This is a genomic window from Rathayibacter sp. Leaf248, from assembly GCF_920939495.1.
Lineage (GTDB): Bacteria > Actinomycetota > Actinomycetes > Actinomycetales > Microbacteriaceae > Rathayibacter > Rathayibacter caricis.
Genome location: NZ_CAKLAV010000004.1, coordinates 1 through 22235, shown reverse-complemented (window position 1 = coordinate 22235; position 22235 = coordinate 1). Strand labels below are relative to the sequence as shown.

Here is a 22235-nt window from a genome sequence, read left to right as displayed (position 1 = left end):
TGCTATGTCGATCGCTCAGAGGCCCGATGGGGATACCGTTCGCCGGCTGCGCAGCCGTCAGGTCGTGACGAGAGTGTCGTACCTCCGGGAGCTGCGCCGCGCCGCGCAGGACACGACACAGACGCAGCTCGCGCGCCTGATCGGTATCTCCCAGCCCTCCGTCAACAGCGCCTTGAAGTCCGCGGCCGCCGTGCCGGACGTGCGCCCCGGGTTCTCCGGCGCCACCACGTACGAAATCGCCCAGCGCTACGACGCGGGCGAGCTGACGCGCGAGCAGACCATCGATGAGCTCGGCCGCTGGTCTTACCGGCCCGGCTCGCCCAGCGACGGCTTCGACTGGACGACCGCGGATGCGGGGGAGTTCGAGGACGTCGGGCGCGCGTTCAGTGAGCACCTGATCGACGCGGAGATGTACGACGAGATCCTGATCCGCTACAGCGAGCAAGGTCGGTGACGGGCGAGGACTCGTCAGCGATCGCCGCGCACCGCGAGACGGTGCGTGAGTGGGCTCGGGCCGGCGGCCCGCTGAGCCCTGCCAGCGAGCGGGCGACGGTCAACAACCGCGACTGGTTCGTCCGCGAACCTGACGGCGTGGACCGGCCGCGCGCTGCGCGCCGGGAGCTGCACGACCGCCTGGTCGCCGCCTACCGCGATGAGTTCCCTGACGTCCGTGCGGAGCGGAAGGCGATCATCCTCGCTGGCCCGCCCGGGGCCGGGAAGTCGACCGTCCTCGCGGATGTGCTCGGCGCCGACCGCGGCGCGTGGATCACCGTCGACGCGGACGAGTTCAAGCGGGCCCTGCTCACCGAGGCGATCAAGGACGGCAGCTACGACCGCGCGATCATGCCGCCCGAGGTCCGCGCCGCCGAGGCGGCGGGGGAGCGGTTCTTCCCGCTCGAGCTGGCCTCCCTCGTGCACGAGGAGTCTTCTCAGCTCGCGATCCGCGTCCGCAACGAAGCGGTGCGGGACGGGCTGAACGTCGTGATCGACACCGTGCTCTCCTCGCCCGAGAAGGCCGTCGAGCTGGGGCAGCGACTCGGGTCCGTCGGCTACAGCGTCGAGGTCATCGACGTGGAGGTCCCGTTCGAGCTGTCGGAGTCGCGGATCGCCGGCCGCTGGCAGCAGTCCTACGAACGCGCCCTCGACGGGGCCGACGAGCTCGGCGGCCGATGGGTGCCCAGCGAGTACGCCCGCGGTGTCTACGCAGGACCGGACGGACGTTCCCTCCCCGAGGTCGCCGCCGAGCGACTGGCCGACACCGGACCGACCGTCATGCGCTACCGCCGCTACAGCACGCCCGCCAAGGGACAGCCGCGCACGCTCGATGTCGACAAGTCGCGCACCGCGTTTGGAGAACCCCTGATCGACACGGCCCTCGCGCAAGCACGAGCGACCGTTACCCGCAGCTTCCCCACGACGCCGGCGCAGGCGCCGGACCGCGGCGACCGAAGCCGCTAGACCCACTGCCGGCGGCGCCCGTCAGCAGCTCGCACTCTTCCTCTACCCGTTCCGGGGGCCGCTAGACGCGGCACCGGCGAGGCCGGGGGAGGGAGGCCGCTGCGCGGCCCGTTCCCCTGCGTTTTCTTCACCTCTCCGCGGTTTCAACCTATTTCGCTCCACCGGCTGCGTGCCACCGATCCCGAACGCGGTCGCTGCGCTCCCTCACATCGCTCGTGATCGGCGTCACTCCGCCGCCTCCACTCAAACGGTTTTCCCCGCCGGAGAGGCAAAGAAAAACGATCAGCCAGAGGGAGACACACCATGAGTGAGCAGCGCGGCACCCGTACCGAGGTCATCAAGAGCGAGTACCACGGACCCGGGGCGGAGGGCATCAGCCGGACCGCCCGTCAGGTGGTGATCGTCGGCGCCGGTGGCCGCGACCCGGTGACCGAGCAGACCCCGGCCGTGCACCTGGTCACCCGTGAGGGCCGCGCGGGGCTTCCCGGGGTGACGTTGCAGCACTTCGAGCCCGTGGAGGCGGTGCCCGCGGATCGCGTCGGCTACATGGCCTCCGGCGCCTACGTCGTCGTCCCGGTCGACGTCGCGCGAGCGCTCGACCTGTACCCGGCCGCCTACGCGCTGCACGACCGCAGCGAGACGCCCGCCGACTACCGCGACAACGACTGAACCCCCGAACCGAGAAGGAGAACCGACATGCTCACCATCACCCACACCCCCGAAGCCGGAACCCTCATCGAGGGCACCAGTCGCGGCGACGGCACCGCCGAGATCCTCAAGGCGTCCGGCTGGCGCTGGGGCCGCTCCATCGGCGCCTGGTACGTCCCGCAGTCCCGCGACCGCCTCCCGAAGTGGTGGACCATCAACCGCGCCGCGACCGCCCTGCGCGACGCGGGACACGAGGTCACCATCGAGGCCGACGAGACGTTCCGCTCGACCGCGGAGGCGGAGGCGGCGACTATCGAGCGCCAGGCGGCCCGGGTCGACGCGCTCGACGCGAAGGCCGACCGCCGCGCCGCGGACGCCGACACCGCCGACGCGGCCGCGCGCCGCGCGTTCGATCGGCTCCCGGAGGGTGGCGAGCCGATCAAGATCGGCCACCACTCCGAGACGCGGCACCGTAACGCGATCGAGAAGGCCCACAACGCGATGGGTCGCAGCGTCGAGGCCGACCGCGAGGCCATCCGCGCCCGCGCCCGCGCCGACGTCGCCTCCCACACCACCGAACACCGCTACGCCCCCGGAATGGTCGCCCGCCGCATCGACCGCCTCGACACCGAGATTCGCGGTTACACGCGGAAGATAGAGGGCAGCTCCCACAACTTCGGCGGTGGCTACATCGAGACGACCGCCCCTGCGACCGGCGCCTACCGGGAGCGACTGCTCACCCAGCGCGCGCAGCTCGAAGACCAGCGCGACTACTGGTCGGACGTCCGCGAGGCGCAGGCCGCTGCGGGACAGGTCACGATCCACAGCCGCGAGACGATCGCCAAGGGCGACGCGATCAAGCACCGGTTCGGCTGGCACGTCGTGACCCGCGTGAACCCCAAGAGCGTGACCGTCGCCCTCGACTGGAACGACGGGACCCGCCCCTACAAAGTCGCCTACGCCGACGTCCAGGGGCACCGCACCGCCGCCGAACTCGACGCGGCCCGCGAGGCAGCCACGGAGACGGCCGCCGCGAGCTGATCGGGCGAGGGCCGGCCTCCGGGCCGGCCCGTGAGGGGCGGCCCCCTCACACTCCCCGGTGTCCCGTTCCGGGGCGCGAGCTGCACTCGCGCAGCGGCGACGGAGCGCCGCCCAGAGGCCCGCCCGGCTGCGCCGGCCGCCCTAGTTCGCCCGGTGGGCTCACGCTTTTTGCCGTGAAGCCTTCGCGGCTCCCTCCGCTTCGCTGCGGTCGTAGCTACCTACGGGCTCCGTTCAAGTGGCTGCGCCACCGGCTCCTCCGAGACTTTCGGCACGCGGTCGCTGCGCTCCCTTATTTCGCGCCGAAACTCTCTCCACCCGCCGCCCTCCGGGCGCCTCTCTGGTCAAGCGGCGACGTGGATAGGCTCTGTTGAGGTGGGTTCGGTGAGTGACTTATCCGAAGAGTCGGCGTTGGGATGTGAGCCGGCCGCGCTGGATTGAAGCGTCGTTCCTGGTTGTCCCGCCGGACCCACCGCTGCGCGTAGGTGGTCGGCGACGAGGATGCGGAACACGACCGTTGCCAGGCGCCGTTTCAGGGCGCGGAGCGCTTCCTTGCTGCCCTTGCCCTCGGCGCGTTTGCGCTCGTAGAAGACTCGGCCGGGGCTGGTTTTCATGCTGACCTGGGTGAGCGCGATCACGTGGAGGGCGTAGTTCAGTTGCCGGTCGCCGCTTCGGGAGAGGCGGTGCCGCACGACGTCGCCTGAAGACACCTCGCGAGGTGCGACGCCGGCATAAGCGGCGAAGTGGGCCTCGGTAGCGAATCGGGTGACGGGGCCGGTGCGGGCGAGGATCTTCCCCGCGGTGAGCTGCCCGATCCCGGGAACAACGGTGAGGGTGGACTCCGTCGCATTGACCCGCTCGAGGATGTGTCCAGTCGCGGTGGAGATCCGCTTGTCGAGACGGCGGATCTCCGCGACGAGGTCGACCGCGATGAGCCGGCGTGTTGTGGTCATGCTCTCGGTCGAGCGGACTCGGCGCAGCAGGGCAGCCGCTATGTCTGCGGTCAGCCTGCGAGGCGCTCCTCCGACGACCAGCAACGTCATGATGGCGTGGAGCCGGTTGATGGTCTGGGTACGGGTGCGCACGAGGTCGTCGCGATGCTCGGTGAGCAGCTTCAGCTCCGTGGAGGCCGCGTCGACCTGCACGGTTCGCAGCTTGCTGGACGTCGTGGCGGCGACCGCGACCGAGAGGGCGTCGTCCTCGTCGGTCTTCCGGCTGTGGCCGGTGGAGAGGACCCGCACTCGTGCGGCGAGTTTCGCGGGGACGTCCCATGCGGTGACTCCGTCCTCGGTCAGCATCGCCGCCAGTGGTGCTCCGAGACCATAGGCGCCCTCAATCGCCCAGACAGGCTCGGGGAAACGGGCCGCGAACCGCCGGAGTTGCCGGTAGCCGGCGCTCGTTACCGGCGCCCGCACGGCGCCGATCCGTTCACCGCGAGGGCCGACAGCTACCGCTGTCCAGCTCTCTTTGTGCGGGTCGATACCAATGATCGTCGTCGACATGTCGTGCCCTCCAGCTCAGTCCATTCAATGGGTTTGGCGGAGGGCAAACCAGCTTCCAGAACGCATCCAGGCCTCTCTCGAGCCACGCCGCCAAGAGATCGTGGATGGCCCGCGCGCCCGCAGGAAGCCAGGCCACAAGAGCCGACAGGTTGCACTAGAGCGAGACCATCCACGATCTGAGGACCACGGGCTGCAGACCCGTCATCCCTGCCCCCATTGAACAAGCTGGTTGCACTGCGCCCTCCGGTTGCTAAGGCGGAAAACCGCCTTCCAGCTCGAGCAGACACGGCCGCTGGCGTGATCGGCGTTGCGACGAGCCGTGCACCGGTCAGCGCATCTCGTGCGCGATCTCCAGGAACGCCGCCGCGGACGACCCGATGCGATCGGACCAGATGGCGCGGAGGGGTCGCACGAGTGCTGGTCCGCGGAGGGGCACTCGTATCAGTGAGCGCGCGGCGAGATCTGTTTCGACGGTGAGGATGCTCATGACTGCGGGCGCGATGCCGGCGCGGGCGTTCGCTCGGATGATCGCCGTCGTTTCAAGGATCGCGGCGGGAGTCGTGAGTGCGAGCCCGGCGTCGTGGAGCCATGCTTCGAGGGTCGTCCGGGTGCCGGAGCCTTCCTCTCGTGTCAGCAGTGCGGTGCCGGCCAAGTCCTCGGCGCTGATACTCGCCGCGCGTGCCCAGGGGTGGTCGGGTGCCACGACGACAGCGAGTTCGTCCTCCGTGACCACGTCAGAGGAGAGCGTGGCCGTGGACGCTGGTGTCTCGACGAATCCGAGTTGCGCGGCACCGGATCTCACGAGCTCTGTGACCGTGGCTGAATTGCCGGCGATCAGCTGCACACTCACCTCGGGTGTGCGCTGTCGGAATTCGAGGAGCCAGCGTGGGAGCAGCAGTTCGGCGATGGTCTGCGACGCCGCGAGAACCAGTGAGCCGGTCGGCTGTCGCAGTGCTGCCGCGCCCGCCTCGAGGCGGCGGGACGCCTCGAGGACCGGGCCGGCCAGCTCGAGCACGAGCCGGCCCGCGTCGGTCATCAGGGACCCGGTCGGAGAGCGGCGCACGAGCGGCTGCCCGATGGCGCGCTCCGCGACCCGCAGACGCGCCGAGACGGCCTGCTGGGTGACGCCGAGGGCTTCGGCAGCGCGGGAGAGCGAGCCCGCCTCGGCGATGCGCTCGAGCACCTCCAGCGTGTCGAGATCCAGGATCCGGTCCGTCAATCGCCGCGTCGCCACAAGCACTCATTGTGCCCCGCCAACCCGATCGCTGTATCGGCTGGTGACGGCGATGCTCAGGCTGGAGTCATGACAACTCTCTCCCCCGCCCGCGCATCTTCCTCGATCGGGCATCCTCCGCGGTCGAGGCGCTTGTTCCGGGAGCTGGAGCATCCGGGACTGATCGTGTCGAACCTGACGCCGAACTGGTTCGCGTCGATCATGGGCACCGGCATCGTCGCGGTCGCCGCCGCGTCCCTGCCCCTCCAGTTCCCCGGACTCCGCACCGGGGCCACCGTCGTCTGGGCGATCGCCGCACTGCTGCTCGTCGCGCTGACGGTCGCGACCGGGCTGCACTGGGTCCGCTACCGCGGTACAGCGGTGACGCACCACCTGAATCCCGTGCTCTCGCACTTCTACGGCGCGCCGCCCATGGCGTTCCTCACCGTCGGCGCGGGAACCCTCCTCCTCGGCAAGGACTGGATCGGCCTGCCGGCCGCTGTCACCATCGACTGGGTGCTCTGGGGTGCGGGGACTCTCGGCGGGCTGGTGACGGCGGTCCTGGTGCCCTACCTCGCGTTCACCCGGCACGAGAACAAGCCCGATTCGGCGTTCGGCGGCTGGCTGATGCCGATCGTTCCGCCGATGGTGTCCGCTTCCACCGGCGCACTGCTGCTGCCGTACGCGCCCGCCGGGCAAGCGCGGGAGACGCTCCTGTGGTCCTGCTACGGCTTCTTCGGCCTCAGCCTGGTCGCGTCGCTGGTGGTGATCACCCTGATCTGGAACCGGCTCGCGCAGCACAAGGTCGGAGCAGCGGGGATGGTGCCGACGCTGTGGATCGTCCTCGGTCCGGTCGGACAGTCGATCACCGCCGTGAATCTGCTCGCCTCGAACGCGCCCACCGTCGTGGACGCCGGCACGGCGCGTGCGCTGCTGGTCGTGGCTCTGGTGTACGGCTTCGCGATGCTCGGCTTCGCACTGCTCTGGACCGTCATCGCCCTCGCGATCACCCTCCGCACCGCGAAGGAGCACCTGCCGTTCAGCCTGACGTGGTGGTCGTTCACGTTCCCCGTCGGCACCTGCGTCACCGGACTGAACGGCCTCGCCCTGCACTCCGGTCTCACGGTCGTCGCCGGCCTCGCGGTGCTCTACTACGTCGGCCTGGTCGCCGCGTGGATCATCGTCGCCGCCCGCACGTTCCACGGTTCCGTGATCCGCGGAACCCTGCTCGCACCACCGCGACCGGCCTGACCGGGATCGAGGACCATCGTGGACATCCGGACCCTGAACGCCCTCGCCGAGACCTGGCGGAGTACCGCGGACGCGACCGGACGCTTCGTTCCGGGCTTCGATCCCCGCTCCGGCGGCACCGCCAGTCGCGTCCTGGTGCTGATGCAGTCACCCGGCCCTCGGACGATCGCCGCGGGATCCGCTGCCGTCTGCAGCGAGGACAACCTCGGGCCCACCGCCGCCGCGTTCCGGGCGGCCCGAATCGAGTCCGGACTCTCCCGCGACCACTACCTCCGATGGAACCTCATCCCGTGGGAGATCCCTGGCCGCGTCCGCCCCGCGGACATCGAGCAGGGTCGGCTCGCGCTCGGTGAGCTGCTGGAGCTGCTGCCCGCGCTCGACGCCGTCGTCACCTACGGGACCGTGGCGCTCGACGGGGTCATGCGCTATCTGACCCTGCACGATGATCCCCGTGTCGTCCCCGTACTCGCGGCACCGCACCCCTCACCGGCCAACGGACGTCACCGCGCCGACCAGCACCTCCGCTCCGTGAACGCGCTCCGCCTCGCGAATCGTCTCGGATCCGGTCGGCGAATCGCAGACTGACGGCACTGAAGGCAGACGTCCGCGGCTCGGTCGGCACCGGTCGTCGTGACCGATGAGGCGCTGATCTCAGACGGTCCCCGTCCTCGGACCGCTGACGGGAGCGGCCGGGTCGTCCACGACGTCGACGGTGTACGCCGCGCCGTGCTCGAGCGTGTGGCCGACGGTGCACTGGCGATCCACGGCCCGGTGGGTGCGTTCGGACAGTGAGGCGATCCGCTCGGGATCGAGCGCCGACAGGTCGGCGCGGATCACGGCGGTGATGGAGTCGTAGCGGTCCTCACCCTCGGGCTTGGTCGCGGTGATGTCGGTGGTCGCTTCGAAGTCGGCTCCGAGCCGGCTGGCGAGGAGGTGGTCCGAGGAGAGCATGCCGCAGGCGGCGAGGGCGAGGTGCAGCAGCTCGCCGGGCGAGAACACGCCGTCGGCGTCCGACCCGCCGATGCGGACCTCGGCTCCTCGCGCGTTGCGGCCGATGAAGCTTCTCGGGCCCTCGCGGGTGATGTGCAGCGGCGTGGTCTCGGTGCTCATGGTCTGCTCCTGTCCGGTGTCCGCGGCACCGCGGGCAGTGCCGGTGTCTCCTGCGGGTGGGCGGTGTCTCAGGTGTCGGTGCGGACGAGGGGGGAGTTCGTGCCGCGGACCCTGATGTCGACACCGGTGATCTCCGACCGGGCGATGCCCGTGGACGCCGCCAGGTCGACGGCGCGCTGCCCGGCCGCCGTCCAGGTGGCGACGGTGATCGTGCTGCCGTCTGTGCGGGTGATCACGAGTTCGTACTCCGCGTCGGCGGGCGCATCACCACTGTAGGTGCAGCTCCACTCCAGCCGGGTGCCCCACGGCTTCCCCTCGACCTGGATGTCCGCAGCGAGAGCGGGATCGGCCGCGATCGGGTCCATCGGTTCGAGGATCGCCTCGCTCGCCACGGGAGCGCCCGCGATGCCCGTGCCGAGAGCGACGCCTCCGAAGACGGAGGCGGTGACGGCGGCCGCGACGGCGAGGGACGTCACCAGCCGGCGCCGACGTCGGCGCGTCCGGACACGGTGAGCGATGGCGGGCAGCGTCACCGGGGAGGGCGGCGCGTCCTCGCCGTCGTCCGATGCGCTGATGGCGAGAGCATCCTCGACGGAGAGCCGACCGACGATGCCGGGCAGTCCTGCCAGCTCTGCCACGGCCGCGCGGCAGGCCGCGCAGCCGCTGAGGTGCTGCTCGTACTCGAGTCGCTGATCCGCGGGGAGAGCGCCGAGGACGTAGGACGCGTCCCAGTCGCGGTACTCGTCCTCCGTCGCAGAGCTTCCGTGGTGGTCGTTCATCGGGTGACGCCCCTTTCCTGCAGAGCCAGTCGCAGTCCGCGCAGTCCGTAGTGCAATCGAGATTTCGCTGTTCCCTCGGGGATGGAGTGCCGGCGGGCGATCTCGGGGACGGTGTGTCCGAGGAAGTACGCGTCCACCACGATCCGACGATGCTCCACCGACAGCGAGGCGAGAGCGTCGGCGACGAGGATGCTGTCCAGGACCGCGTCGGTGCGATCGGGGACGGCGCCGCCGCCGTCCTCGTCCTTCGCCGGCACTTCGCGTCGGCTCCGAGCGGAGCGGGCGTCGTCGATGACGAGGTTGCGGGCGACGGTGAACAGCCACGCGCGCGCGGCGTCGGCGTCGCGTTCGAGGACCTGCGGGCGCTGCCAGGCCCGGACCATCGTCTCCTGCACGACGTCCTCCGTCAGCGCCGCGTTCCGAGTGAGGTTCTGCACGAATCGCCGCAACGCCGGGCCGTGACTCTCGTACAGCGCCGCCAGGAGCTCATCGACGGGGCGGGGCACAGTGCTCACCGCCTCGAAGCGCCACGGCGCACTCCGTCATCTCGGTTGCTCCGATCACTGCGGGTCATCCCTTCCGGTCCTTGCCTGTCGAGAACCGGCGACCCGTCCGGGCGATGCGCTTCGCTGCGCGGGGACGGGTCGCCGTCGCATCAGGACGCCGGGGTGGCGGTGCTCATGCCCGCAGCTTCCTTGTTCATCGTGCCGTCAGGGAGGAGGACGTACCAGGCGTCCTTCACACCCTGCCCGTTGACCTGGCCCGGTGCGGTGTCCTTCGCGAACCGGTAGACCGGCCATCCGTCGACGGTCAGCTGGGTCGTCCCGTCGGTGCGCGTGATCGAGCCGACCTCTCCGGTGATCCCATCCGCGGCGGTCGTGCTGGACGCCGACACGGCCGGCCAGGTCGTGGCGCACTCGTCGTAGCAGCTGCTGCTGCCCGAGTTCTGCGTGTCCTTCGTGAACGTGTAGACGGTGGAGCCGGCCTCGTCCGTGATGATCTCGCCCAGCGGCGAGGACGCCGTCGTGAGAGCCGCCGTCTCAGCGGAGGCGGAGGCGGTGGCGGAAGGGCTGTCGGCCGGCGCTTCCGACGAGGCGGCCGAGCCGGCGGCCGTCGAGCATCCGGCGAGAAGGACGGCGGCGAACGCCGCAGTGGTCACAGTGGTCGCGATTCGCTTGAGCATGATGCCTCCTGTAGTGCGGGGGCCGAGGTGGTCCCACCGAGGACACGACACAGCAGTCGCGGACGTTCAACGAGGCGAGAAGATCGCTGGGAGAGCATCCGCGCGGCGGGCGGCTTCAGCGAGAGCGACGATCCGTTGCGCGCTCCTTCGCGTGAAGGCCCGAGGCAGCGCGCTGCTCTCCATCCCCGCGCAGACCGAGGCGAACGAGCACGCAGACCGCCAGGGAACGGTACCCGCGGCCGTACTGCTGAGGATCCGGGCCACCTCGTCAGGTGGGATCGGGCTTCGCTGTATTGCCACGAGGCGGACGCCACTCGGCGCGCTCCTGCTCAAGAGCAGACAGCCTCCCAGTAGAGGCTCGTCCTCTGGCCGATCGAACCCCCTCGGCGGAAGTCTCCGCGAGCAAGCAGACGCCGACCTCGGTCGGCGCTGTGGTGTGCGCTGCGCGCATTTTTGCCTGGAAGCCTTCGGCAGCGTACGGGCCTGCGGCGTCCACGCAAGCCGCTGCGCGGCCGGCTCCTCCGAGGTTCTCGGCACGCGGTCGCTGCGCTCCCTCACATCGCGCCGACAACCTCTCCTCCGCCGCCCTCCGGGTTGCGCTCCCGCCTCCGACCCTGCTCGGCACTACGTGCCTTCCAGGCAAAAAAACGCTGGGAGAGAAGGAAGAACAGGCGAGCCAGACCACCCCCGCTGGCTTGACAAATCTGATTGAGAATCACGGCAAAAAAACGATGAGGAGGAGAAGAGAAATGCAGCAGATCACGACCGTCAGCACCTTCGTCCCGACCGCCACCGAGGAGGGGATGCGCCACCAGTTCCGCAAGATCGTGGAGCGCGACGAGGACCTTGCCGCCCACGCCCGCAACGGGTGGGCACTCGCGCACACCGCCACGATCCCCGGCCCCGAGGGCGTCATGTTCGTGGACACCCTCACCCGCACCCAGCAGTAGCCCGCACCACCATCGAGGAGGAGACGCCATGTCCGACACCATCACCACCAGCCCCGCGCCGGAGAAGCCGACCCTCCTCGACGCGGTGGCCGAGTTCGCCTCCGTGTTCTCCCACGGGGACACCGCCGACGACCTGGCCGTGCGCCTCAACTGCACCGAGGTCGACGCGCTGGCCGGACTCCTGCGAGCATTTGGAAGGGACGAAGCCGCAGACCTCTGGATCGCGCAGCACGCGACCGACGACGACGAGGGCGACGCCCACACCCCCGAAGGAGCCCAGCGATGACCGAGCAGCAGCAGGCCGCCGATGCGGTGGCGACCTATCAGGCAGCCGTGGCGACGTTCGCGGCCACGCTCTCGGACCCCGCCGTCGCGGAAGCGATCGCCCCGACGCTCACCTGCGCGCGCGCGACGCCGATCATCGACCTCCTCACCGAGGCAGGACACCACGACGCCGCCCAGAAGTGGGCCGAGCTGCACGCCTGGACCCGACTCAACGACGAGCACGACCCACACCGCGGCGACGAGTCGGACGGATGGGCCGACTGATGCTCACCGTCTACTCGAAGCCGTCGTGCGTGCAGTGCACCGCGACCTACCGAGCCCTCGACGCGAAGGGCATCGAGTACGACGTCGTGGACCTCACCACCAACCCCGCCGCGCTCGAGTACGTCATGGAGGAGCTGGGCTACTCCGCCGCCCCCGTCGTCGTCGCCAGCGATCAGGACCACTGGTCGGGATTCCGCCCCGACCTCATCGACAAGCACGCCGCATGAGCGGCGAGATCCCGAGCGATGAGTTCCGGGCCGGCTACCTCGCCGGATTCGCGGACCGGCAGGCCGAGGTGGACCGGCTGGAGAACGACGCCGACCGGCTCTACCGCGCCGCCTACGGCGACGAACGCCGCATACCCGGGCAGCACGTCACCCGCGCCGAGCTCGAACAGCGCAGAGCGCTGTCCGAGCCGCCTGTCGAAATAACCCGGCGCGAAGCGCTCGCATCCTGGGGGATCGAGCTACCCGCCGAGGACCCAACAGACACCCCCGCGGCCGAGCCCGCGACCGAGAGCCCGTCGACGTCGACGGGACCCACGAACCGCACGAGCAGGAGACGACAGATGAGCACCAGGACGATCACCGGCAACCTCGCCACCGACCCCGAAGCCGTGCAGGCGGGCCGCGTGCAGATCGTGAAGCTGCGCGTCATCGAGAACACCGGCGAATACCGCGGCGGCGAGTGGACCCCGCACGAGGCCCCGACGACCCACTTCGTGGAAGCGAAGTTCGAGCTGGGCGAGCACGTGCTCGCCTCCCTCCACAAGGGAGACGCCGTGATCGTCGTCGGCTACGAGCGCACCGTCAGTTGGGGCGAAGGTGAGAACCGGCGCACCGGCCGCGTGCTCGAAGCCGACGCCATCGGCCCCAACCTCACCCGCGCGACCGCCGTCGTCACCACAACCACTCAGCGCGCACCCCGCCGCAGCGGCGCCCCTGCGGCTGAGTAAGTTGATCGGCATGTGGGACGGGATCGCTCTGCTGCTGGCCGTGACGGGTGCCGCGCTCGTCGTCGCCGGTGTCGTGCCGCTTTATCGCGACTCCGAGCTCCACTCCGCGCAGGTGTCCGAGGTCGCGGTCGACAAGCGCGCCCGAGCCCGCGGCGCTCTCGTGGCGGCCGTTGTCCTCTTCTCCGCAGCGGCCGTCGCCCTCCTCGCCGGGACGGCCTGAACCCCTACGCCGAGCCGTCCGCGAGCCGGAGCACATAGAGGATGACGTGATCCTCCGGGATCGCAGCGCGCACTTCCGCGATCGCCGCGGCCGACGTCGCCGCGTTGCTCTGCACAACCGTCGATGCCGATTCAGCGCGCGTCCGGTGTGCCAGTTCCCACATGCTCCCATCGTCGCACCCGGCGCCGATGGGAGCGGCGGACCGGCAGTGCCGGCCCACGAGGGGGAGAGCCCCCTCGACCCCCCACCCGAGCACGTGGAACGGCCGCGCGCTCGAGCGGGAGTCAGCTACGAGGACGCGGCTTGTACTTCTTCCCCGCCCGGATGTTCCGGTTCTCGATCACACCGACCACGGCCAGGCCCGCGGCGACGAGGACGATCAGCGACCACCCGAGCACGTTCAACCAGGTGCCGTTGAAGGCCGCGTAAGTCTGCTCGCCGGCGATGGAGAAGAGCATCAGCGACAGCCCGAACCACACCATGCCGTTACTGATCAGCGCGGCACGCGCGAGCTTGGTCCGAGGCTTCGACATGCCCTCACCCTCCCACCGCAGGCTGGACGTGTCCACGAGATTGACCGCTCCCGTCAGCGATCGCGTCCGAGGAGCCGCCGAAGGAACGATCGAGGCGCCGGCGGCTCCGCCCCCGCCGCCTCGCCGGGCGCAGCAGCATCCAGTGTGATGCGCAGCTCTCGCCCTGACTCGTTCGGCGTCGACGTCGACCACTCGGACGGATCGTGGCCGTCCGGGACGACATAGCCGCCGCAGTCGACCACGGCGCCCTCCCGGTCGACCGTGACGCTCTGCACCAGCAGAGTGCCGGAGTTGAAGTCGTACGGACTCCGCCCTTCTCGGACGTGGGTCGCGTCGGTCCGCAGGCCCTTCGACCAGGAGAGCCGGCCGACTGCACCGGCCGGCGACGACGCCCACCAGTGAGTGCCGTTCCACTCCACCCGCAGCTCGACTCCGACCCGCACCAACCCGACATGCTCAGTGACCGTCGAGTGATACAGGCTCGACAGCATCGGCGTCCCACGATCGGCAAGGACCTGAGAACGCGCCCCCGCAATACCGAACCGGCGATCGCCGTTCTTGTGCACGGACCCAAGCTGCGGATAACCGCCTGCCGCGGCCGGCGCACCCGTCAACGGATCGAAGGCCACCCGCCTAGCCTTCCGTGACGGGAGGGAGCGGGTCGAGCAAGTGTGGTCCGTTGTTGCGGACGCTGTTCACGTCGCGGGACACCTCGTAGTGCTCGAGGTCGTGCGCGACCGCGAACGACTCCCGGTCGAGCAGCTGCATCAGCGCGTCGACGTCGAGGTGCCCGCCGAGCCAGTCGTCGTAACCGTCCGGCGTGATGCACGCCGGCATCCGGTCGTGAACCTCACCCGGCGCCACATGCGAGTCGCGGGTGATGATCGCCGTCGACAGCCGCCACTTCTCCGGATCGTCCTCCGCCTTCGACGGGTCCGGCCACGCCGACACGATCCCCGCCATGGCGAGGGCCGCGTCGGGCTCGTAGATGAAGTGCGGCTGCTTCCCCGTCTCCGTCACCGTCCACTCGTAGTAGCCGGCCGCCGGGATCAGCACCCGCGACGTCGCGAACGCCTTCCGGAACATGGGCGAGCTCGCAACCGTCTCGATCCGCGCGTTGATCGGCTGCGGCCGCTGCTTCTTGAAGTCCTTCGCCCACACCGGCACGAACCCCCAGTGCACGTCCGGCGCCGACCGCTCCCCGTCGCGCTCACGCACGACGGTCACCAGATTCGTCGGCGCCACGTTGTAGTTCGGGCGCAGACCCCCAAAGTCGGTCGAGACGAGATCCGGCAGCAGAGCCGCCGTGGAGTCCTTGACGACGAACCGACCACACATGCGCCCAGCCTAGGAAGAAGCGAGTTTCTTCACTGCGGGGGCGAACGCCACGATCGCGGTAATCAAGGCAACCAAGACTGAAGCGCCGGGGAGTACTCCCGGAGCTATGGTCTCCACGACGCCACCGCTTACGACCGCCACGCCGAGCGCGAGCAAGAAGATCGCGCTCCACGTTGCCACTCGCTCCATGCGGGTCCGAGGCGTGTTCGCCAAGCTCAGGACCTCCATGAGGATTCCCACCGCGGACGCGGCGAGACCGAGGAGGACTGCTGACTCGGTAGGTGATGACTGCAAGTTCGCGAGGCCGAAGAAGAGAGCTATGACGGCTTCAAGACCAGCGACCCCCACTGCGAACCAAAGGAACTTTCTCATTGCTGGCCGCGGCAAGGTTCGCGTCGGAGTGGTCATGGCATGAGTATGGCGGTCCCGCGATGGTTGGGTGCAACCGTCCCGTGTGGGGATCGTCTATCGGGCACTGGCGGATTCGATGTCATCGACGCATGGCTCGACGCACTCCGGCCGGGCGGCGGTTCCCGCCAATCCCCCAACGCGGTGCCGAGACGTGCGCCTGCGCCAGACTATGTTGAGCGCCCGGTTCGATCAGCGGAGCTGTCGGCGTGAGAGGAGCATTCTGTGGCGTTCGTCGGCAAGACCAAGAAGGCTGTTCAGCAGTTCGATACCCCTGAGGAGATGTACCTCAGCCCGACGATGCCGCGGACCAGCAACGCGGTGCCCGGACTGTGGCTGCACCAGGGTGATGTGATCCGCTCGTACGCCGAGGAGCACACGAAGACCCCGGACCTCGCTCTCGAGTTACCGACCGGCACCGGGAAGACGATTCCGGGCCTGCTGATCGGTGAGTGGGTGCGCCGGAAAGGTGAGGGCCCGGTGCTGTACGCGACGCCGACAACGCAGCTCGCGAAGCAGGTCGCGAAGACGGCGAGGCGCGAGGGCGTCCCGGTCGGTCTTCTCATCGGGAAGCATGACGACTGGGATCCGCTCGAGGAGATGGCTGTCGAGGCGGGCGAGATGATCGGTCTCACCACCTACAGCTCCATCTTCAACAGCCGTCCGTACGTGCCCATCCCCCGGCTCCTCATCTTCGATGACGCGCATGCAGCGGAGCAGTTCGTCGGTCACAAACACGGCGTCGACATCCGCCGATCCAAGGATGAGACCGCGTATCTTGCGGTGCTGGCCGCACTGAAGCCGTTCCTGTCCGGGATTCAGTACCAACGCCTGGAAGGTGCGCCGGATCCTGGCTCTCATCATGCGGTGCGTCTCATCGTCCCCTCCGTCGACCCGGCAGCGTTGAAGGTTCTCGATGCAACGTTGGCGAAGCTCGGGAGGCCGCACAAATACGACCACGCGATGATCCGAGCCGGGTTCGACTCGGCCCTTGTATACCTGTCGTACAGCGGCATCCAGATCCGTCCGATGGTCCCGCCGACGTCGGAGAGCAAGGTGTTCGCGCAGGCCGGGCAGCGAATGTACCTGTCCGCGACTCTGGGGTCTGGGGGTGAGCTGGAACGCGCATTCGGGCGCACGCCGATCGTCCGGGTGCCGCTGAAGTCGAAGACGGCGCCGAGATCGGGTCGACGCCTGTTGGTGTTCCCCGACCTCGTCGCCGGCGGTGACAGCCTGGCGCTCACCAAGCGGATAGTGGCGCTTACGGACAAAGCCCTCGTGCTAAGCCAGGACACCGTAGACCGTGCGAGGGACGCGGCAGCTGAGCTCGCCGGTCGGGACGTCCCCGTGCTTGGAAAGGATGAGCTGGAGAAGCAAGGGCTCCTCGCGTTCGCGAAGGCGAGTACCGGGGTGCTCGGGCTCGCAAACCGGTACGACGGTATGGACCTCCCTGACGATGCGTGCCGGATTGTTGTCCTGGATGGGAAACCGGACGCTGTCGGGCTACAGGAGCGGTTCCTGAGCGAGCGGGCGGAAGCCAACTCAGCTCTGTCGGAGCGGATCCGGACGCGGATCGTGCAGGGGGCAGGTCGGAGCACTCGGGGTCCGAACGACTTCGCGGTCGTCGTCATCCGCGGCACCGATCTCACGAAGTACTTCGCGCGCCAGGAGAACATCGTTGCTCTGGAACCAGAGTTGCAGGCGGAGGTGCTGTTCGGGTGGGAGAACAGCAAGGGTGTCGACGCGAACGACATCATCGAGAACGTGAAGACGTTCCTCGAGCACGACAAGGACTGGCGCACGTACGGCGAGGAGAAGGTCGCCGAGTTCCTCGAGGACGTGAAGAAGGTCGAGCCGGCCGCTGCTGAGCCTCTCGGCAAGGCCGCACCGCTGGAGGTGGAGGCGTGGCAGCTGGCGTACGCAGGCGAGTGGGTCGCGGCCAGCGAGAAGCTCCAGGAGGCGGTCGTGCAGGTCGGACCGGAGGCCACGCGTGGCTATCGGGGTCTCCTGCTGTACGTCGCTGGGGTGTGGATGCATCTGGGCGCCCAAGATGAGACGCAGCGCTCGAAGGCTCGTGACCTGATCCGAGATGCGGGGAAGGCCGCAAACCGTGGGACGTGGCTGCGGGAGATGATGCCGTTGCCGGGTGCGCCGGAGACGGACTTGGAGCCGATGGACGTCGTGGCTGTGAACGAGATCGTGGCGCGTCTGCGGGGAAAGCTGAAGACGGGTGCGATCAAAGCGCGGCTCGCGGAGATGCAGGCGGATCTAGCACAGGACGAGGCTGCGCAGTACGAGCGTGGTCTTACAAGTCTTGGGCTGCTCCTCGGAGCCTTCGCGGAGAAGCCGAAGGGTCAGGCCCGTGCGGACTCCGCGTGGGCGTGGGGTACTGCGATGTGGATGACGGTGGAGGCGAAGTCGGAGGAGCACGACGACGGGTTGCTGCCGGTGAAGGACATCCGACAGGCGAACACGCAGATGGATCAGCTTGCCGCGGACCGCGGCGTCGACCATGCGCCCGCCGGCAGCCCCATCATCCTGCTTTCCGATCGGTTGGCTGTCGATCCGCAGCACGCTCGCATCGCAGGGCCGAGCGTCTACCTGAGCACCCCTGACGTCGTCAGCGGGATCGCCGCTGACGTCGGCATTGTGTGGGCGAACCTGCTGTCGACTGCGACCGGCAAGCTGTCAGAGGCCGACCAGAAGAAGCACGTGCGCGCTGTCCTCGCCGACAACGGTTGCCTGCCGAGCCAGGTCATCGACAGGCTCACACAGAGCAGGATCCGTCCGGGTGACTGAGGGCGTCATCGAGAGGTAAGCCCGGGTTCCACAGGGGAAACGTTGGCACGCAGATGGCGCCGGCCGGGAGAAGCGCACCGAAGCGAGCGATGGCTTGTGGACGGAACCGCACGAGAAGGCAGCCTACGATGCGCCTGGGGCGGGCCCGTCCCGTATGGGGATCGTCGTCCGGACGGTGAAACTACCCACTGACATCCGGCGTCCGGTGGCGGTCCCCTGCTGAACGGTGCGGGGAGGCAGCCCGTTGCACTTACTGGTCGAGCCGTCGAGCGAAGTGATGGGCGGTGATGTCCATCCGTTCGCGTAGGTAGAAGCGATGCGCCTCGAAGCGTTGCACGCCGGAGTCGAGCTCGATCGCGCTGCACCCCAGTTCCCGGCCTCGCTCCGCTAGGGCGGCTAGGAGTGCCGCGCCGTGACCGTGGGATCGCTCGGCGGCGGCGGTGGAGAGGTCATCGACGTAGAGCTTCCTGATGGCGCTCGTGTTGACGACTACTCGCCAGCCGGCGACAGCCACGCAGCGATCGTCTTGCAGTAGGGCGGTGAAGCGGAGACCTTGGGGCGCGCCTTCTCGCAGTACCAGCTCGAGCAGTTCGTCAGTGAGATGGGGGCGCAGCTCGCGGAGGACGAGAAGAGCGGCCGCCCACCGCGCGTCGCCGGGCTCTAGATCAATGATCACGGCGAGGAGACTAGCGCTCGCATCGTCCCGTACGGGTGTGAGTTTCGGCGTTCTGTGGCGGCGTTTTTGCGCCGCTCCGTGTCGTGCCTAGTCGAGGAGTTCGGCCTGGATCCGAGCGGCGACGGCCTCGCGGAGGGGGCGGACGCTCTCGGCGCTCCAGTCGGTCGGGTCAGGGAACTTCCACTCCAGGAACCGGCCGGTCGGCGTCGCGGGGAGGGTGAGGCCGGGCTTCATCGCGACGACGATGTCCGCGCTCTCGAGGTCTTCGACTGTGACGGCGCGGGGGGTGCGGTCGCTGATGTCGAGGCCGAGCTCCGCGACGGTCGCGGCGATCGCGGGGTTCACCGTGTCGGCGGGCGAGAGCCCGGCGGAGGTGGCGGTGTAGCGGTCGCCGGCGAGGATTTCGAGCAGGCCGGCGCCGAGTTGGGAGCGGCCGGCGTTGTGCTGGCAGAGGAAGAGGACGGTGGGCTTCTCGGTCATGCGGGGGTCACAGCTCCAGTGTTCGTGCGGGTCCAGGTCTGGGTGGCGATCTGCACGGCGTCCCAGGGGGAGCCGAGCGGGGGTGTGTAGGAGAGGTCGAGGTCGGAGACCTGCTCGACGGTGAGCCCGGCGAACAGGGCGGTCGCGTAGGTGTCGACGCGCTTGGCGGTCTCGGTGCCGAGGCGGCCGACGAGCTGCGCGCCGAGGAGGCGTCCGTCGCGGGTGTCGCCGGTGATGCGGATCGTGATCGGCTGCGCGCCCGGGTAGTAGCGCTTGTGGTCGTCCGCGACCGCGGTCGTCGTCGCCGGGGCGTACCCGGCGGCGAGGGCCTCGTGCTCGCGCAGGCCGGTGCGGGAGGCGACGAGGTCGAACACCTTGACGACCTGCGTGCCGACGGAGCCGGCGAAGCGGGCGTCGCCGCCGAGGGCGTTCTCGCCCGCGACGCGGCCCTGCTTGTGGGCTGTTGTGCCGAGAGGCAGGTAGGTGCTGCCGAGGAGGCGGTGGTGGGTCGTCACTCCGTCGCCCGCGGCGAACACGTGCGGGAGGCCGGTGCGCATCGCCTCGTCGACGACGACGGCGCGGCCGGCGCCGAGGGACGCGCCCGCGCGGGCGAGCAGGTCGGTGTTCGGCTTCACGCCGACGACCAGGAGTACGACGTCGGCGGTCCGGGTCAGCGGCGTCCCGTCGTGGTCGGCGTGCACGGCGAGCCCGGTCGCGGTCTTCTCGATCGAGGCGACGGTGGTGCGGGTGAGCACCTCGACGCCGCGCTCGGTCAGTTCGGTGTGGACGAGGGCGCCGAGTTCGGGGTCGAGGGTGGAGAGCACTTCGGGGCCGCGCTGCAGCTGGGTGACGTGCAGGCCGCGAACGGTGAGGGCTTCGGCCATCTCCAGGCCCACGTAGCCGGCGCCGACGATGATCGCGGTCTGCGGGTCGCGGCTGTCGAGGTAGCGCTCGAGCGCGAAGGTGTCGCCCATCGAGTGCAGCACGTGCACGCCGTCCTCCGGGCCCAGTTCGTCCACTCCGGCGATGCCGGCGGAGGAGGCGAGGGCGCCGGTGCCGACGATCAGCTCGTCGTACCCGATCCGGTCGAGCGTGCCGTCGGGGGTGCGGACGGTGAGCTGCTGCCCGGCGACGTCGATGTCGGTCGCGAAGGTGTCCAGGCGCAGGGTCATGCCGGTGGCTTCGAGGTCGGCGTGGGTGCGGTGCGCGAGCGACTGCCACGGCTGCACCTCACGGGAGAAGTAGTACGGGATCCCGCAGATGGAGAAGTTCGGGTAGGAGTCGGCGACGACGACGGTCACGTCGACGGACGGGTCGAGCTCGCGGGCGCGCAGCGCGGCGGAGATCCCCGCGTCGCTGCCGCCGATAGCGACGAGATGCATCAGATGGGCCTTTCGGATCAGACGTGCGAAGAGGTCGAGGTGGCCGGGACCACGAGGTCCCCGGCGGCCCGGGCGGCGCCCGGGAAGAGGAACACGGCGATGCCGACGCCGATCGCGGCACCGACGAGCTGCGCCGCGACGAACGGCAGGACGGAGGCGGGGGCGATGCCGGCGAAGGTGTCGGTGAAGACACGGCCGAGGGTCACGGCCGGGTTCGCGAACGAGGTCGAGGACGTGAACCAGTACGCGGCACCGATGTACGCGCCGACCGCGGCCGCCGCGAGCGGGCCGCGGTTCGTGCGGGCGAGGGAGAGGATCACGAGGACCAGGCCCGCGGTGGCGACGACCTCCCCGAGCAGGTGCCCGGCGGTGACGCGCTCGGTCGTCGCGATCGCGGTCGGGACCTCGAACATCGCGTTCGCGAGGACCGCGCCGCCGACGCCGCCGAGCAGCTGCGCGCCGACGAACACCGCCAGTTCACGGCCCGACAGGCCGGTGCGGGCGCGACGACCGAGGAGCGCGTCGACAGCGGACACGAGCGGATTGAAGTGCGCCCCCGACACCGGGCCGAGGGTGAGGATCAGCACCGCCAGTCCCAGCCCGGTCGCGAGGGAGTTCTCCAGCAGTTGCAGGCCGACGTCGTCCGGCGAAAGCGACTGCGCGGCGATGCCGGAGCCGACGACGATCGCCACGAGCAGGCCCGTGCCGAGGAACTCGGCCACGGCCCGACGAGCGAGCGGAGGAGGGGAGGTGGTGTCCATGTCGTCGGCCATCTTGACCGCTCACGTTCACTCAGTCAAGATTGAGTCAATGAACACCGAGCGAACCGAATTGGAAGCGCGGGCCGCCCGGCACGCGGCCCTCAGCGATCCCGCGCGCCTGCGGATCGTGGACCTGCTCACCCTCGGAGACCTGGCGCCGCGGGAGTTGCAGGACCGACTGGGGATGCCCTCGAACCTCGTCGCGCACCACCTGGCCGTCCTCGAGCGGGAGGGCATGATCCTCCGTCGCCGCTCGGAGGCGGACCGGCGCCGCAGCTACGTCCACCTGATCCCCGGCGCGTTCGAGCAGCTCGGGCCCTCGACCACCGCCGCCGCGCGACGGGTGCTGTTCGTGTGCACCGCGAACTCCGCCCGGTCCCAGCTCGCCGCGCAGCTCTGGGCGCAGCGCAGCCCCATCCCCGTCGCCTCCGCCGGCACCCACCCGGCCGCCGCGGTGGCGGCCGGCGCGATCGCGACCGCCGAACGCCACGGCCTCCCGCTGCCCGAAGGCGCGCCGCAGCAGTTCGCGGACGTCGCCGCCGACACCGACCTCGTGATCACTGTCTGCGACGCCGCGCATGAGGAGCTCGGCTCGGAGGCGCTGCACTGGTCGATCCCCGACCCGGTACCTGCCGGCACGGACGCCGCGTTCGATGCCGCCTACGACGAGCTCGCCGCGCGCGTCGACGCTCTCGCGGCGAGAGTCACAGCCGCCTGATCAGACGCGGGTGAGCATCCCCGCGAGAGAGTCGAGCGCGCCGGGGACGAGGGAGAAGTACGCCCACGTGCCGCGCTTCTCGCGGGCCAGGATCCCGGCGTCCACGAGGATCTTCAAGTGGTGCGACACCGTCGGCTGACTCAGCCCAACCGGCTCCGTGAAGTCGCAGACGCACACCTCGCCCGAGCTGCTCGATGCCACGATCGACACCAGGCGGAGCCTCGCCGGATCCGCCATCGCCTTCAACGCCCGCGCCAGCAGCTCCGCGCCCTCCGCGCTCAGCG

The 22235-nt window shown here is 69.6% G+C and carries 30 protein-coding genes; 14 read left to right on the top strand and 16 right to left on the bottom strand.

The window, feature by feature from the left end; genetic code table 11:
• The first annotated feature begins 4 nt into the window (after positions 1–4).
• The 4 genes from LRG51_RS19130 to LRG51_RS19115 all read left to right on the top strand — a co-directional run bounded on the left by LRG51_RS19130 (position 5) and on the right by LRG51_RS19115 (position 3147).
• Positions 5–454, top strand: a complete 450-nt coding sequence (locus LRG51_RS19130; protein WP_104288573.1) for a helix-turn-helix domain-containing protein — start codon at positions 5–7, stop codon at positions 452–454.
• A complete protein-coding gene (locus tag LRG51_RS19125; RefSeq protein WP_230674229.1) occupies positions 451–1458 on the top strand; it encodes a zeta toxin family protein in 1008 nt (335 codons plus the stop codon). Before LRG51_RS19130 ends, LRG51_RS19125 begins: the two co-directional genes overlap by 4 nt.
• A 303-nt stretch (positions 1459–1761) precedes the next feature.
• Positions 1762–2127 (top strand): hypothetical protein, encoded by a 366-nt coding sequence (locus LRG51_RS19120; RefSeq protein WP_230674228.1) that lies wholly within the window; start codon positions 1762–1764, stop codon positions 2125–2127.
• A gap of 27 nt (positions 2128–2154) precedes the next feature.
• Positions 2155–3147, top strand: coding sequence for a DUF3560 domain-containing protein (locus LRG51_RS19115; RefSeq protein ID WP_230674227.1), 993 nt, complete (start codon positions 2155–2157; stop codon positions 3145–3147).
• 341 nt (positions 3148–3488) lie between these two features.
• On the opposite strand, the gene LRG51_RS19110 is transcribed toward LRG51_RS19115, so the two are convergent.
• Positions 3489–4646 (bottom strand): IS110 family transposase, encoded by a 1158-nt coding sequence (locus tag LRG51_RS19110; RefSeq protein ID WP_104308586.1) that lies wholly within the window; start codon positions 4644–4646, stop codon positions 3489–3491.
• A gap of 328 nt (positions 4647–4974) precedes the next feature.
• Complete coding sequence (locus tag LRG51_RS19105) at positions 4975–5880, bottom strand: LysR family transcriptional regulator (protein ID WP_173235914.1); 906 nt, start codon at positions 5878–5880, stop codon at positions 4975–4977.
• Positions 5881–6045: 165 nt separating this feature from the next.
• On the opposite strand from LRG51_RS19105, the gene LRG51_RS19100 reads away from it, so the two are divergent.
• Positions 6046–7110 (top strand): TDT family transporter, encoded by a 1065-nt coding sequence (locus LRG51_RS19100; protein ID WP_230674226.1) that lies wholly within the window; start codon positions 6046–6048, stop codon positions 7108–7110.
• Positions 7111–7128: 18 nt separating this feature from the next.
• Positions 7129–7695, top strand: a complete 567-nt coding sequence (locus LRG51_RS19095; RefSeq protein WP_230674225.1) for a uracil-DNA glycosylase family protein — start codon at positions 7129–7131, stop codon at positions 7693–7695.
• A gap of 66 nt (positions 7696–7761) precedes the next feature.
• Here the strand turns inward: LRG51_RS19095 and LRG51_RS19090 are convergent, their stop codons facing one another.
• The 4 genes from LRG51_RS19090 to LRG51_RS19075 all read right to left on the bottom strand — a co-directional run bounded on the left by LRG51_RS19090 (position 7762) and on the right by LRG51_RS19075 (position 10182).
• Positions 7762–8220, bottom strand: coding sequence for an OsmC family protein (locus LRG51_RS19090; RefSeq protein WP_055794432.1), 459 nt, complete (start codon positions 8218–8220; stop codon positions 7762–7764).
• Positions 8221–8288: 68 nt separating this feature from the next.
• Positions 8289–8999 (bottom strand): anti-sigma factor family protein, encoded by a 711-nt coding sequence (locus LRG51_RS19085; protein WP_173236009.1) that lies wholly within the window; start codon positions 8997–8999, stop codon positions 8289–8291.
• Positions 8996–9505, bottom strand: a complete 510-nt coding sequence (locus LRG51_RS19080; RefSeq protein ID WP_056045897.1) for a sigma-70 family RNA polymerase sigma factor — start codon at positions 9503–9505, stop codon at positions 8996–8998. The genes LRG51_RS19085 and LRG51_RS19080 overlap by 4 nt, the downstream gene beginning before the upstream one ends.
• A 149-nt stretch (positions 9506–9654) precedes the next feature.
• Positions 9655–10182 carry a COG4315 family predicted lipoprotein gene (locus LRG51_RS19075; protein ID WP_056045783.1) on the bottom strand — a complete coding sequence of 176 codons (528 nt, stop codon included), beginning with the start codon at positions 10180–10182 and terminating at the stop codon, positions 9655–9657.
• Between the two features lie 749 nt (positions 10183–10931).
• Between LRG51_RS19075 and LRG51_RS19070 the strand changes: the two genes are divergently transcribed.
• The 6 genes from LRG51_RS19070 to LRG51_RS19045 are packed head-to-tail and all read left to right on the top strand — an operon-like array spanning position 10932 to position 12856.
• On the top strand, positions 10932–11132 hold the full coding sequence (locus tag LRG51_RS19070) for a hypothetical protein (protein WP_230674224.1): 201 nt from the start codon (positions 10932–10934) through the stop codon (positions 11130–11132).
• A 28-nt stretch (positions 11133–11160) separates the two neighbouring features.
• On the top strand, positions 11161–11418 hold the full coding sequence (locus tag LRG51_RS19065) for a hypothetical protein (protein WP_230674223.1): 258 nt from the start codon (positions 11161–11163) through the stop codon (positions 11416–11418).
• The gene (locus LRG51_RS19060; RefSeq protein ID WP_104305047.1) at positions 11415–11681 is read left to right on the top strand and encodes a hypothetical protein; all 267 of its coding nucleotides are present in this window, start codon (positions 11415–11417) and stop codon (positions 11679–11681) included. Before LRG51_RS19065 ends, LRG51_RS19060 begins: the two co-directional genes overlap by 4 nt.
• Entirely contained in the window at positions 11678–11908 is a 231-nt protein-coding gene (nrdH, locus tag LRG51_RS19055; protein ID WP_104268997.1) for a glutaredoxin-like protein NrdH, read from the top strand. Before LRG51_RS19060 ends, nrdH begins: the two co-directional genes overlap by 4 nt.
• On the top strand, positions 11905–12636 hold the full coding sequence (locus LRG51_RS19050) for a single-stranded DNA-binding protein (RefSeq protein WP_230674222.1): 732 nt from the start codon (positions 11905–11907) through the stop codon (positions 12634–12636). The genes nrdH and LRG51_RS19050 overlap by 4 nt, the downstream gene beginning before the upstream one ends.
• Before the next feature lie 10 nt (positions 12637–12646).
• The gene (locus LRG51_RS19045; protein ID WP_230674221.1) at positions 12647–12856 is read left to right on the top strand and encodes a hypothetical protein; all 210 of its coding nucleotides are present in this window, start codon (positions 12647–12649) and stop codon (positions 12854–12856) included.
• 4 nt (positions 12857–12860) lie between these two features.
• Here the strand turns inward: LRG51_RS19045 and LRG51_RS19040 are convergent, their stop codons facing one another.
• The 5 genes from LRG51_RS19040 to LRG51_RS19020 all read right to left on the bottom strand — a co-directional run bounded on the left by LRG51_RS19040 (position 12861) and on the right by LRG51_RS19020 (position 15135).
• A complete protein-coding gene (locus LRG51_RS19040; protein ID WP_181110226.1) occupies positions 12861–13019 on the bottom strand; it encodes a hypothetical protein in 159 nt (52 codons plus the stop codon).
• Between the two features lie 121 nt (positions 13020–13140).
• Positions 13141–13389, bottom strand: coding sequence for a hypothetical protein (locus tag LRG51_RS19035; protein ID WP_104277726.1), 249 nt, complete (start codon positions 13387–13389; stop codon positions 13141–13143).
• A gap of 53 nt (positions 13390–13442) precedes the next feature.
• Complete coding sequence (locus LRG51_RS19030; RefSeq protein ID WP_230674220.1) at positions 13443–14018, bottom strand: hypothetical protein; 576 nt, start codon at positions 14016–14018, stop codon at positions 13443–13445.
• 4 nt (positions 14019–14022) lie between these two features.
• Positions 14023–14727, bottom strand: a complete 705-nt coding sequence (locus LRG51_RS19025; protein ID WP_230674219.1) for an SOS response-associated peptidase — start codon at positions 14725–14727, stop codon at positions 14023–14025.
• Between the two features lie 9 nt (positions 14728–14736).
• Positions 14737–15135 carry a hypothetical protein gene (locus tag LRG51_RS19020; RefSeq protein ID WP_230674218.1) on the bottom strand — a complete coding sequence of 133 codons (399 nt, stop codon included), beginning with the start codon at positions 15133–15135 and terminating at the stop codon, positions 14737–14739.
• A gap of 225 nt (positions 15136–15360) precedes the next feature.
• Between LRG51_RS19020 and LRG51_RS19015 the strand changes: the two genes are divergently transcribed.
• Complete coding sequence (locus LRG51_RS19015; protein WP_230674217.1) at positions 15361–17934, top strand: DEAD/DEAH box helicase; 2574 nt, start codon at positions 15361–15363, stop codon at positions 17932–17934.
• A 250-nt stretch (positions 17935–18184) separates the two neighbouring features.
• On the opposite strand, the gene LRG51_RS19010 is transcribed toward LRG51_RS19015, so the two are convergent.
• From LRG51_RS19010 to LRG51_RS18995, 4 genes are all read right to left on the bottom strand, one after another.
• Positions 18185–18610, bottom strand: a complete 426-nt coding sequence (locus LRG51_RS19010; protein ID WP_104234413.1) for a GNAT family N-acetyltransferase — start codon at positions 18608–18610, stop codon at positions 18185–18187.
• Between the two features lie 87 nt (positions 18611–18697).
• Complete coding sequence (locus tag LRG51_RS19005; protein ID WP_230674216.1) at positions 18698–19090, bottom strand: arsenate-mycothiol transferase ArsC; 393 nt, start codon at positions 19088–19090, stop codon at positions 18698–18700.
• Positions 19087–20472 (bottom strand): FAD-dependent oxidoreductase, encoded by a 1386-nt coding sequence (locus tag LRG51_RS19000; RefSeq protein WP_230674215.1) that lies wholly within the window; start codon positions 20470–20472, stop codon positions 19087–19089. Before LRG51_RS19000 ends, LRG51_RS19005 begins: the two co-directional genes overlap by 4 nt.
• A gap of 17 nt (positions 20473–20489) precedes the next feature.
• Positions 20490–21233 (bottom strand): aquaporin, encoded by a 744-nt coding sequence (locus LRG51_RS18995; protein WP_230674214.1) that lies wholly within the window; start codon positions 21231–21233, stop codon positions 20490–20492.
• A gap of 49 nt (positions 21234–21282) precedes the next feature.
• Here LRG51_RS18995 and LRG51_RS18990 point away from each other — a divergent pair, with 49 nt between their 5' ends.
• Positions 21283–21951, top strand: coding sequence for an arsenate reductase/protein-tyrosine-phosphatase family protein (locus LRG51_RS18990; protein ID WP_230674213.1), 669 nt, complete (start codon positions 21283–21285; stop codon positions 21949–21951).
• Here the strand turns inward: LRG51_RS18990 and LRG51_RS18985 are convergent, their stop codons facing one another.
• Positions 21952–22233, bottom strand: a complete 282-nt coding sequence (locus tag LRG51_RS18985) for an ArsR/SmtB family transcription factor (protein ID WP_230674207.1) — start codon at positions 22231–22233, stop codon at positions 21952–21954. It abuts the gene before it with no gap.
• Positions 22234–22235: the final 2 nt, after the last annotated feature.